Genomic DNA, 12,557 nt, shown 5'->3' with positions numbered 1-12,557 from the left:
GCGGCGGACCGGCAGGAAGAGGCAAGGTCGGCGGCCGGCCGCAACCTCGTACAGCCGACCGCCTGCCCACTAGTCAGCGAGCTTCTCTACGCGATCCAGCGCGGCGTTGATCTTCTTCTTGGCGGCAGCCTTGGCCTTCTCGGCCTCTTCATGAGCCTTTGCGGCCTCTGCGGCCTTCTTCTCGGCATCGAGATCGGGCACGACAAGGTCGCTCGCATCGTGAGCCGACATAGTAAGCGCATGTTCCTCGCACACCTCGACACACAGCCCACAGCCAATGCAGTAGGCAGGCTCAAGGGCAAAACGTCCGGCACCCACCAGGTCGCAGGCAAACGTGGGGCACACGCGCGTGCACTCGCCGCACATGGTGCACTTGGCAAAGTCGCACTCCGGCGTCTCGATCTGGACGTTCTTCGCCAGCTCGGGATTGGACTGCAGGGTAGAGAGCATGAGCTGCCTGCCCTGCGTAAGGATGCGCCGACGCTTCTGAGTGGTTGTGCCTGTGGCGCGGGCAAGCGTGCGCTCGAGCTGCGTGATCTGGTTCGAGTGCTCCTTAAGACGCTGTGCCACACTGGCGATGGCCGCCGTCGCAGGATTGAGCTTCGACACGGTCAATCCAGTCGTGCGCATGATGTTGTCCATGAACTCCTTGCGCTCGAACTCGCGACGCTTCTTGCAGGTAAGCGCCTTTTGCTCGACCTCGAGCCCCATGCCAACGCCCGTCCATTCCTCGGCGGTGGCAATGGCGTCGCCAAGCATCTCCTCGCCCTGGGGGTTCTTGCACTTGTCGCAGATGCCCAGCGGCAGATACACGCTTACGTTGGGGAAATCGACCAGAATGGAAAACCAGGTCTCGGCCGTCACGTCGCCCACGCAGGCAATGACCACCTCGTTCTCCCGCGGAATGCGGCGCAGCGCGCGCGTGCAGGTCACATAGGCAGTCTCGTGGGAGGCCGCCGCACGGGCCACCGCATCGTAGAGCTTCTTGGGCTGGATGCGCGGAGACACGAATGCCTCCGTGGGGCATGCCGCCACGCACAGACCGCACTTGCGGCAGTTGTCATGGATGTCGATGCCGCCGTCTTCGATCTCGATGGCGTCGACCGGGCAGATGTCCACGCACTTCTTGCACGAACTCTTTTCGGATTTGCACACCAAGCACGGAATCGTGTTCGCACGCGGACGCTCTTTGTAGTCGGCAGGATTCCACTCGGGTGCCTTGGGGTCTGTCTTGCCCAAGAACGCGTCGGTGAGGCCTCCCAGGGGGTCCTTCAGCCCCTCGAGCCCCTTGCTAATGTCGATGATGTCATCGAACAGGTCGTGCTGTTGCGCCATAGAGCGTCGTCCTCCCCCGCACCAAATGCCGTGCCGCACAGAGGACGTGCCGACGCGACGATGTTGTTCAGGCAATTTGCTTATTGTACGGCAACCGAGTGCGCACGCCTTGCAAGGAGCCGTCGCGCACACGCAACAAGAACACGAGCCGCCACAAGACGCTCTCCGATTAATTCGTTTCGGTTTTATGCAGTTAGCTTGCGATTTGCCGAGTAGGCCCCCTATGCGGCCAATCGCGACCTGCGGTTTTGTCAGCGAAATCGGCCGTCTACTCGAGGATTCCCGAACTAACTGCATAAAACCGAAACGAGTTTTGGAACGCAACTTGCATGACATCCTCACACCGAGTAAAAAGCCCTTCAACGGTAGCCAAAATGAATACGGCCACAGGATCCGATGTGTTTCACTGCGGCCGCACAGGAGCGCTGCCCCTCATGCCGCTTCGAGAACCCGAAAATGAAAGGCGGCAGGACCTCATGGCACCTGCCGGGCCGTTCCCAGGCCACAAACGCAGGGAAGCCCCCGGCGGATTCCGTCGCGAGCAGTCCAAAGACGTTCGAGCGGAACCGCCGGGGGCTTCCCGGTGGGTGCTATATGACCCGCGGCTTAGTACATGCCGCCGCCCTGCTGGTTGGCGGTAGCGGCCGCGATGGCATCCTCAAGCTGCGTGTTCTTCGGCACGTCGGTAACCGTAGCCTCGGTGATGAGGATCAGGCTGGCGACGGAGGCAGCGTTCTGCAGCGTGGTGCGGGTGACCTTGACCGGGTCGAGCACGCCCATGGAGATCATGTTGCCCCACTCGCCGGTAGCGGAGTTCAGGCCCTCGCCCGCGGGCAGCGAAGCGACCTTGTCGACCACGACGGCGCCCTCGAACCCAGCGTTCTTGGCGATGGTGGCCACAGGAGCGGTCAGAGCCTTCTTGACGATGTCGATACCGATCTGCTCCTCGGGGTCAGAGACCTCGATGGCGTCGAGCGCAGGAGCAGCGTCCATGAAGGCCACGCCGCCGCCAGCGACGATGCCCTCCTCGACAGCAGCGCGGGTCGCCTGCAGGGCGTCCTCGACGCGGTGCTTGATCTCCTTGAGCTCGGACTCGGTTGCAGCGCCGACCTTGATGACGGCGACGCCACCGGAGAGCTTGGCCAGACGCTCCTGGAGCTTCTCGCGATCGAACTCGGAGTCGGTGTGCTCGAGCTCGGCCTTGATCTGCGCGACGCGGTTCTCGATGGCCTCCTTGGTACCAGCGCCACCAACGATGGTGGTGTTGTCCTTGGTGACGGTCACGGTCTTGGCGGTGCCGAGCATGTCGGCGGTGATGTCGGAGATCTTGATGCCCAGCTCGTCAAGCGCGGCCTGGCCGCCGGTCAGGGCAGCGATGTCCTCGAGCATGCGCTTACGACGGTCGCCGTAGCCGGGGGCCTTCACAGCGCACACGTTAAGGGCGCCACGGATCTTGTTGAGCACGAGCGTCGGAAGAGCCTCGCCCTCGATGTCCTCAGCGATGATCAGCAGGCTCTTGCCAGCGCGGGACACGGCCTCGAGCACGGGCATGATGTCCTGGACGTTGGAGATCTTCTGGTCGGTGATGAGGATGTAGGGATCCTTGAGCGAGCACTCCATGCGGTCGTTGTCGGTGACGAAGTACGCGGAGACGTAGCCCTTGTCGAACTGCATGCCCTCGACGGTGTCGATGGTGATGTCGAAGGTCTGGCCGTCCTCGACGGTGATGACGCCGTCCTTGCCCACGACGTCCATGGCGTCAGAGATCTTGGCGCCGACCTCGGGGTCGCCAGCGGAAATGGTGCCGACGGAAGCGATCTGCTCCTTGGTCTCGACCGGCTGGGCCTGCTTCTTCATCTCGTCGACGGCGGCACGAACGGCCTTGTCGATGCCGCGGCGAATCGCCAGCGGGTTGGCACCAGCGGCGACGTTCTTCAGGCCGTCGTTCACGATGACCTGGGCGAGCAGGGTCGCGGTGGTGGTGCCGTCACCTACGGTGTCGTTGGTCTTGGTGGCGACCTCCTTCACCAGCTGAGCACCCATATTCTCGATCTTGTCCTCGAGCTCAATCTCCTTGGCGACCGACACACCGTCGTTGGTGATGGTCGGGGCGCCATAGGAGCGCTCAAGAGCGACGTAGCGGCCCTTGGGACCCATGGTGACGGTGACCGCGTCGGCCAGCTTGTTCACGCCGCGGGCGAGCTTGGTGCGCGCAGCGGTATCGAAAGTGATGTCCTTAGCCATTTTGGCATTCCTCCATTACAGATGATGAGTCGTTTTAGGAACGCGGAACGTTACTCGACGATCGCGTAGATGTCGTCGGCGCGCATGAGGAGGTAATCCTCGCCGTCGATCTTGACCTCGTTGCCGCCGAACTTGCCGTAGATAACGGTGTCGCCCGGCTTCACGTCCATAGGCAGACGCTCGCCCTTGTCGTTGAGCTTGCCCTCGCCCACAGCGATGACCTCGCCGCGCTGCGGCTTCTCCTGCGCGTTGCTAGCAATGTAGAGGCCGGAAGCGGTCTTCTGCTCGGCTGCCTCGGGCTTGATGAGAACGCGATCTCCAAGCGGCTTGAGACTCATTCTTGATTCCTCCTTTGCTGGTGCCCCGGAGCACTGCGGTCGCCGGGCCATCCATGCCTTTACGTACGCAGTGAATAGTACCCATGATTTTGAACTTATACAACGAGGAAGCAAAAAATCTTATCAATTGGCACTTAGATTTTGTGGTGTGTGCGGGCGCAGGGTGTTTAAGGTGGACGGATGGAGCGATTCGAGGTCGGTGCCAGGCGGGCCAGATTGCGCTCTTTCCGGACGTTTCGTCGTCGATGGACGGCGGCGCGCACCCTCCTAAGCCAAGACGCGCGCACCTTCGAAACCACAAAGCGTAAGATGGAAGCCGACATCTCAAGAGCAGTCTCGAGGAGCGTCCCATGTCCGAACAGCCCACCTCAGCGTCGCCATCGACTCCATCCAGCGCGAACAGCACAACGCAAGAAACAACCGACACCATTCGCCGGCTTGCACAGGAAGTCGAGCCGTACATCATCGAGCAGCGGCGGTTCTTCCACCAGCATCCCGAGCCCAGCCTTGAGGAATTCGAGACCACGACCGCCATCGCGCGCGAGCTCGATGCCATGGATATCCCCTACGAGCGGCCGCTTGCAACGGGGCTTGTTGCCACCATTCACGGAACGGCGCCCGATGCCTATGCTCCCGATGGAACGCCGCGCCGCCGTCTGCTGCTGCGCGCGGACATCGACGCTCTGCACGTCACCGAGGAGACCGGCGAGTCGTTCGCCAGCGTCAACGAAGGCATCATGCACGCCTGCGGCCACGACTGCCACATCGCCATGATGCTCGGCGCGTGCCGCGTTCTCTCCCAGCTGACGGACAGGCTGCGCGGCGAGCTGCGCGTGGTGTTCCAGCCGTCCGAGGAAAACGGCCGCGGAGCCCAGATGATGATCGACGCCGGGGTGCTTGAAGGAGTCGACGGCGCGTTTGCCATGCACATTTGGAGCGAGGTCGACGCGGGCACCATCTCGTGCGAACCTGGTCCTCGCATGGCCAATACCGACTGGTTCCGTATTGACGTGCGCGGGACCTCGTGCCACGGCGCCATGCCGCAGCGCGGAGCCGATGCCGTGGTCGCCGCCGCAGAGATCGTAAACAACCTGCAGACCATCGTGAGCCGCGACCTCTCGCCCTACGAACCCGCCGTCGTAACCATCGGCGAGCTGCACGGAGGCACGGCGCGCAACGTCATCGCCGGGTCGGCCTACCTCACCGGCACGGTGCGCACGTATCACGACAGCGCACACGACGCCATGCCCAAGCTCATGGAGCGCATCTGCATGCACACCGCCATGGCGCTGGGAGCAGAAGCGCAGCTCACCGAATATACCGTGGCGCATCCGGCGGTTATAAACGACGAAGCTGCGTCGGCTCGGTGCACGCGCGCCGTTGAAGAGGTTCTGGGCCATGAGGCCACAGGACGGTACCGCGGCACGCTTTCGGGCGAGGACTTCTCGCTGTATCTGCAGCGCGTGCCGGGCGTGCTCGCCTTTGTGGGCACGCGCAACCCGCAGATCGGCGCCACGTGGGCGCAACATTCCTGCTATTACAAGGTGGATGAGAGCGTGCTGGCCAAGGGTACGATGCTTGCCGCGCAATATGCGGTCGATTATCTGGCGGAATAGCCGGCCGTGCATTTTTGAGTCGCGCTTGGCCCCGATATCCAAGCTGTGAAAAGCCCCTCCCGCTTCGTGAACGGGAGGGGCTCGCGTTACGTGCCGCCTAGAGGCGATGCGTCTTGGCGAAAGGAGCCGCTACTCGGCGTCGGCCTCGCGCATGAAGACCGTCGCGGCCTGGGCGCGGGTGATGTCGCCGGCGGGGTCGAGCTCTCCGGTGTTGTCGTAGCCCTGGAGCAGGCCCGTGGAGACGGCCCACTCGACCGCGCCCTCGGCCCAGGGGCTCGTCTCGGAGCCGTCGGGGAACTGCGTGAGGTCGGCCTCCGCGGCGGGCTCGCCGGCGATGCGCCAGAACACGATCGCGAGCTGCTCGCGGGTGAGCACGTCGTCCGGGCCGAAGGTCCCCTGGCCGTCGTAGCCCTTGAGCAGGCCCCGGTCCGCCGCCCAGGAGACGGCGGGCGCGTACCAGGCGCCGGACGCGCAGTCGGAGAACTGCGACACGTCGCCGTCGGCGGCGGGCTTGCCGGCACGGTTGTAGAGGATCTGCGCGAGCTGCGCGCGGGTGAGCTGGTCGTCGGGACCGAAGGTGTGGCTGCCGTCGTCGTAGCCGGTCATGAGGCCCGTGGAGACCGCCCAGTCGACCGCCTCGTGGTACCACTCGCCCGGGTCGACGTCGACGAGGCCGTGGGACGGGCAGAGCTCCCCGCCGTCGCAGGCGAACTCGACAGTGACGGTGGCGCCGCCGGAGGGCATCTCGAAGCTGTAGGTACCGTCGGCGTTGGCGGCGACCTTCACGTCCTTGCCGTCCTTGTCCGCGACGGAGACCTTGGAGACCTTGAATCCCTCGTCGGGAGTCGCGGTGATAGTCACGCCGTCACCGGCCTTAGCGCGCTCGGGCGAGACCTTCACCGCGCCGTGCTCGGACTCGGCGACTGTGGCGGAGTACGTGGGCTTGGAGGGGATGACGGGCTTCGGCTCTGAGACCAAGCCCGTGTTCGGGTTCCACACGAGCCCGTCGGCGAGGAATTCTTCATTCGGAGCCGAAGTAAAGGTACCGCCGGAGATATGGATGTTGGCGTTAGTGCCGGTGGGGATGCTGCTGTCGGCAGTTATCGAACCCTTGAACTCACCGCCGCTGATGGTCACCGCCCCCGGTTCGACGCCACTGCCATCAACAGATTGACGCACGGCCATCTGACCTTCGCCGGAGCCATCAATCGTTCCGCCGGTGATCTTGAGCGTCGGCGTGGTCGTCACGTCCGACGCCGTCTCCGCGTAGTTCCACACGGCGCCACGATCGGGCAGGTCCACGCTTACCGTGCCGCCGCTGATCGTGGCATCGGCGTAGTTAAAGATGCCCGCGCTGCTTCCCCTCACATCGCCGGAGCGCATCTCGAGCGTCCCGTAGTAGTCGTTCTTGACGTAGAGGCCACCACGGATGGTTGCTCCATCAATGATGAGGGTAGGGCTCTTGCCCTTGTACTCGCTTGCGACCTCGGAGCTGTTGAATCCGTTGCAGATGACACTCGAGAACTTCGACAGGGAGCCATTGGCAAGCAGGGACTCAACAGCCACACCGCTGTTGAGCGTCATCATTCCCTTGTTCCTGATGGTGTACCAGGAGTTGCCCCCGCCGACGTTGCCGGCAGAGCCCGTCTCCTTTGAACGCTTGAACGTTCCGCCATTTAGCACCGCAGTCGCATCCGCGTAGTTATAGAGCGCTGCACGGCCATGGGAAACATTATCGACAGCGCCACCTCCAGCGGAATCATTAACGGTGAGGACTCCGTAGTTGTTAATGGTGTGGTTGCCGTCCTCGTTGGTCAGCGTAAAGCCGTTGAGGTCGAGGGTGAGGGTCTTGTTAGCGGGGATGTTAACGGACTCGGTGACGTTGGCGACGAGGGTGACGGTCTGGCCGTTGGTCGCATTGTCGATTGCATCCTGAACAGACTTGTAGCGGACTCCGTTCACCTCAGCAGGCTTCTGGATAATCTGACCGCTCCCGTCCTGCATCACGTCATCAGACAGATTACCGGCGTCGACGCCGCGCTCGAATGTGCCGCCCGTGACCAGTTTCTTGTCCTCGTCCTGCAGGTACTTTGCATCGAGGGCTCCGAGGTTGCCGCTAAACGTACCCCCGGTAATTTCGAGCTGGATTTCTTGATTGCTCGGCTCATCAACCCCTTCGAAGACATCGTTGTCGAAGAGGCGAATCCCGTAGTTCTTCGCGCTCGAGAATGTTCCCCCGGCGATGTTTACCGAAAGGGGCGCCGCTGCGTACGAACTTGCGCGATTGGCGAATACGGTTATCGCGTCGCCGATGCCTATGTATCCACTCGTCATGTTTCCTTGGACGATTGCATCGTGGAGGCTCTGGGTATTATATATGGCCTCGTCATCTTGACCGACGCCGCCCTTAAGCGTGCCCCCATACACGTTCAGGGAGCCGGAGCATATCTCGATAGCTGATCCTATCTTGCTTGTGATGGTTGGACCTTCGCCCGTTTCCTTATCGCCAATGGTAAGGGTGCCCGAGGTCGGCCAGTAAATCGAGGTTGAACCCGTCGAGATGGTGCCGCCGGTGATGGTGAGGGAACTACTTGCGGACTGAACGTTGTTCGTACTTACGGCCACAATATCGCTCGTAATCGTGCCACCGGAAATCGTCACGTTCGCGGGCTTGCCGTTAACCGTGTTGTCAGAGCTGTAGATGTCTATCGCGGCACCATAGTCGTCACCGGTGGTAATCGTACCTCCGGTAACCTCAACCTCACCGCCGTACGTCGCGATGCCGCTGTTTGCGGGGCTACTAAGATTGCCCCCGGTCGTTATGTGACCACTGTCGTTTACCACCAGAGTGCTGTAGTTTCGGTTTGCGCTTGGGCCACTGGGTACCTTAAGAGTGCTCTCAAGCGTGGCAGCTTCTCCTATGATGAGCGTTCCGGTGTTATAGACCCCATCGTTAGCTCCGACGAACTGAATCGCCCCATTATCTATGGTCAACTTTCCCTTATTTGTAACGAATGGCTTAAAGATAATCTTCTTATTGTCTCCGGTTGAAAATATAGCAGTGCCGCCGCCACCATTCGACTTTATGGTGCGACCGCCCAAATCAAGGGTAAGATCGACGCCCTCGCTCACCATGAAGGAGGAAAACGTAACGTTATCCTCCACAATCTTAATGGTTGTTGGTGTACCGGGCGCAACCGCCTTAATGGCCTCACTGAGCGAAGGGTAGCCGGTATCCCCGATCATCGCAACGTCGCCATCGGCAGCCAACGCTGTCTTTGGTGCAAAGCACAGCAAAGCCGTAAGAACAATACTGAACATCAGCAGTAGCGTACTCCGAGGTCTCCTTTTCTCCATTCCCTATCCTCCTCGCTTATCTTCGCTGCAGCAGAACATCTACAGCGATATGTTATGAGAAGAGAGTACCCCCCCTCCGGCAGCCTGTTTCAAGGCCTGCAAATGCAATGTTTTACCAGCTAGAAGGTATTTTTCGTTCTTCAATTTCTTGGTGGGGTTACAAGTTTTTGGCACATGTCCAGCGTCAATTTGAGACCGCACCCCTCCCACATTTTTCGATTTCCGGTTCGCCCATAAATTTTTCTCGAAAACCCGACGAGAACCGCCCTGTAACACTCACCGCCCGTCCCATACACAAAGCGCCCGCCACCCCAACGGAGCGGCGGGTGCGGAAACGCCGAGCAGGCTATGCCCTACTCTTTCAGATTGACAAGACCACGTTAGTCGGCGTCGGCCTCGCGCATGAAGACTGTCGCGGTCTGGGCCCTGGTAAGGCTGCCGGCGGGGTCGAGCTCGCCGGTGTTGTCGTAGCCCTTGAGCAGGCCCGTGGAGACCGCCCACTCGACGGCGTCCTCGGCCCAGGGGCTCGTCTCGGAGCCGTCGGGGAACTGCGCGAGGTCGGCCTCCGCGGCGGGCTCGCCGGCGATGCGCCAGAACACGATCGCGAGCTGCTCGCGGGTGAGCTCGGCGTCGGGTGCGAAGCGGCCGGACCCGTCGGAGTAACCGGTCATGAGACCCTGTTCGGTTGCCCATGCGACCGCCTTGGCGTACCAGGCGTCCGCGTCGCAGTCGGAGTAGGCCTCCACCTTGGATCCGTCCACCGCGGGCTGCCCCGCCTTCTTGTAGAGCGTGGCCGCAAGCTGCGCACGCGTGAGCGGGTCATCGGGGCCGAACTTGTGCGAGCCGTCGTCGTAGCCGGTCATGACGCCATTTTTGACGGCCCAGTCGACGGCGTCGTGATACCACTCGCCCGGGTCGACGTCGACGAGGCCGCGCGAAGGACAGAGCTCCCCGCCGTCGCAGGAGAACTCGACCGTCACGGTCGCGCCGCCGGAGGGCATCTCGAAGGTGTAGGTGCCGTCGGCGTTGGCGGCGACCTTCAATTCCTTGCCGTCCTTGTCGGCGACGGAGACCTTGGAGACCTTGAAGCCCTCGTCGGGAGTCGCGGTGATGGTCACGTCGTCACCGGCCTTAGCACGCTCAGGAGTTACCTTCACCGTGCCGTGCTCAGCCTTGGAGACCGTGGTGGCGTACGTGGGCTTTACAACACCTGTAGCAGGAATAGTCATCTCGCTCAGAGTGGTTTCCTGAGTGCATGCTGCATCTTTGAAAAGCTTGTGACACGTGTTACAAACCCAGTACGCATAATTGCCGGGCTTAGTGGCAGTCGGCGCTTTATAGGGAACGGGGGTGGCATTCAGCGAATGGACATGCGACGTGCCGTTCTGGTTAAATCCAATGCCGGCGTTCTCAGGATTCTTGACGGCGTCCTGAATCGACCCACTGTTACCCTCGTGCATGTAGACAGGCTTGAACCCGCTCACACCAGCGGGCGGAATGATGACAGTGTTCTCACCGAAGGCCACCGTGGAACCAGCCGCTGCGGTGTTCTCGATGCAGATGCCGTTGACCAAGCTCTGGCCAACGCCCTTGAATGTCAGGGTCGTATCGGCTGCGGTTGCGATACTACCAGCCGTTTTGGTGCCGCTGACGTCACGGCTGTCGACGTTGCCCGCGTACCAAGAGTTGTTGCCGACGACGAACGTCGTCTCGCCCGCGAGTGTAACGTCAGATGCGCCGACAATCAGCGGGGCGCCGCCGTAGGCCTGGCTGTGGTCGAGCGTGAGACCATCGAGGGTGACCTTCGAGGAGTTCCAGACGTTAAGCGCGTGGTAGTTGTTGGGGCCGGCCTCGATGGTGCCGTTCTTGACAATCACACCGGTGGCGCCATCAATGCTCACGAGCTGGTTGTTGGTGTTGCTGCCCGCGTCCTTAGTGAAGTCTCCGGCGGCGGAAATCGTATGCTTATTCAGATCAAGAGTCACGCCCTTGGTGATAGCAAGACGCTTTGTGAGCTCCACGTCCTTCTGAAGGGTGATGGTATCGCCAGCGCTCGCGTTCGCAACGGCGTCCTCAAGGGACTCGTACGGGAAGCCGTTCAGCGTGGCCTCGTAGCTGTTCTGCTCAGCGTAGGTGGGAACTAACCCCACATCCGCCTTAGGAGGCACGATCGAGGCCGACTCACCTCCAAGACCGTTGTTGTTGGTGTTGTCCTTGTCCGCTACATAATCCTTGTAGTTGATGTAATAGCCATTGTGCGTAGTTGTGCCGTTTTCGGTTTCAGAGCCAAAGCCCTGAACCTCGTACACAACCGTTGAATCATCGGTGATGTTAAATGACGCCAGGGTGTTCTCGATGCTTCCGGAGAACTTCTGGAAGCCGACACCGCACCAGACGTTGTTCATCGTCACGTTCTCGACCGCGAGCGTGAAGTCGTGCGTGCCGCCGTTACCAATGGCGAAGACGTAGTTGGTGAAGGAGCAGTCCTCGACATTAAGACGCCTGACGTCCGGATCGTTTACGCAGACGCCCTGGTTGCTGCAGCCCTCAAGGTAGACGAAGTCAATGTTGCTAAGGGTCACGGTCGAATCCATGGCATCAGCACTGTCATATCCGGTGACCCAGAGCGCGCCCTTGATGGTGGTGCCATCGCCCTCATTGCTGCCGACGATCGCCAGCGGCTTGTGCACGTTAACCTTCTTTTTGTCATAGGAGTTCAGGTCGATAACGCCCTGAGCAAGCTCCACGGTAGCGCCTGCGGGAGCCTTGTCAAAGGCGTCCTGTAGGTTGGCGTAGCGCGTGTAGCCGACTGTCGCGACGTAGGAGTAGTTCTCCGTCTCACCGGTTGTGGGCATAGTGATGCTCTCGCCGTTGTTGTTGGTCCTTCCCGTATCCTTGCTGTAGTCGTCTACGGTCGGATAGTAGCCGTTGCGATCACCAAAACCCTGAACCGCATAGGTCGCAGTGCTGTCAGATGAGAGGGCGAAATCGCCGAGTTTGTTTCCTCCAGTCTCCTGGATACCGATGGCGCACCAGACGCCGGACACCTTGAGAGCGGGGGCGCTCACCGTGCAGTTCGCCGTCTTGCCGTTGAGGTTGATACCGAACTTGAAGCCCTCAATCGTCACATTGTTGACGTTCAGGGTACTGACACCAGCGCCGTTGAGGATGATGCCCGTGTCTGCACTGGGCAGAATGTCCGCACTGTATTCAATGGTCAGATCGGAGACCTTGAGGCTCTGGTTGCCTCCGCTGGCAGTTTCAAAGTTGCCATTGCCATACAGAATCTGACCGTAAATCGTGGTCGTCTCCGTACCGGAGCCCTCGAAGTTGACAGCCTTCTCGATACGACTGGTGATGTCGTATGTACCGGCACCCAACTTGATAGTTTCGCCGGCGCTGGCATTCGCCACGGCCTCAGCGACAGTTTTGTACGTACCGTCCTTGCCCTCAATGCTAATGCTGCCCTCTTGGGCCTGCGCCTCTTCCAGCGCATCACTCGGATCAGCATACGCCACCGCTGGGGCAACTGCCCCCAGCGGGACCGTGGCGACGGTTCCCAACCCGGCCGCAAGGACCATCGCCAGGGAAACCTTCACCACCCTACGCTTGCCGGACATGCCGTTTGCCTTCGTCATGAGCAAACCTCCTTGTTCTCCGGTGAGTT

6 protein-coding genes are annotated in these 12,557 nt (G+C 61.1%); 1 reads left to right on the top strand and 5 read right to left on the bottom strand.

Annotated features, from left to right (window positions below; translation table 11 throughout):
- Positions 1–69: 69 nt before the first annotated feature.
- From B5F33_RS03950 to groES, 3 genes are all read right to left on the bottom strand, one after another.
- Positions 70–1,335: a 4Fe-4S dicluster domain-containing protein gene (locus tag B5F33_RS03950; RefSeq protein ID WP_087410498.1), complete on the bottom strand. Its 1,266-nt coding sequence runs from the start codon at positions 1,333–1,335 to the stop codon at positions 70–72.
- A 606-nt stretch (positions 1,336–1,941) separates the two neighbouring features.
- Complete coding sequence (gene groL / locus B5F33_RS03945) at positions 1,942–3,579, bottom strand: chaperonin GroEL (protein WP_087410497.1); 1,638 nt, start codon at positions 3,577–3,579, stop codon at positions 1,942–1,944.
- 50 nt (positions 3,580–3,629) lie between these two features.
- The gene (gene groES, locus B5F33_RS03940; protein WP_087410496.1) at positions 3,630–3,917 is read right to left on the bottom strand and encodes a co-chaperone GroES; all 288 of its coding nucleotides are present in this window, start codon (positions 3,915–3,917) and stop codon (positions 3,630–3,632) included.
- A gap of 350 nt (positions 3,918–4,267) precedes the next feature.
- On the opposite strand from groES, the gene B5F33_RS03935 reads away from it, so the two are divergent.
- Complete coding sequence (locus B5F33_RS03935) at positions 4,268–5,533, top strand: amidohydrolase (protein WP_087410495.1); 1,266 nt, start codon at positions 4,268–4,270, stop codon at positions 5,531–5,533.
- Positions 5,534–5,662: 129 nt separating this feature from the next.
- Here B5F33_RS03935 and B5F33_RS03930 read toward each other — a convergent pair whose 3' ends face one another.
- The gene (locus tag B5F33_RS03930; RefSeq protein WP_158095304.1) at positions 5,663–8,527 is read right to left on the bottom strand and encodes an S-layer homology domain-containing protein; all 2,865 of its coding nucleotides are present in this window, start codon (positions 8,525–8,527) and stop codon (positions 5,663–5,665) included.
- A gap of 743 nt (positions 8,528–9,270) precedes the next feature.
- The gene (locus B5F33_RS03925) at positions 9,271–12,528 is read right to left on the bottom strand and encodes an S-layer homology domain-containing protein (RefSeq protein WP_158095303.1); all 3,258 of its coding nucleotides are present in this window, start codon (positions 12,526–12,528) and stop codon (positions 9,271–9,273) included.
- Positions 12,529–12,557: the final 29 nt, after the last annotated feature.

This window comes from Collinsella sp. An2, assembly GCF_002160065.1.
Taxonomy (GTDB): Bacteria; Actinomycetota; Coriobacteriia; order Coriobacteriales; family Coriobacteriaceae; genus Limicola.
This window is presented reverse-complemented; position numbering and strand designations above follow the sequence as displayed.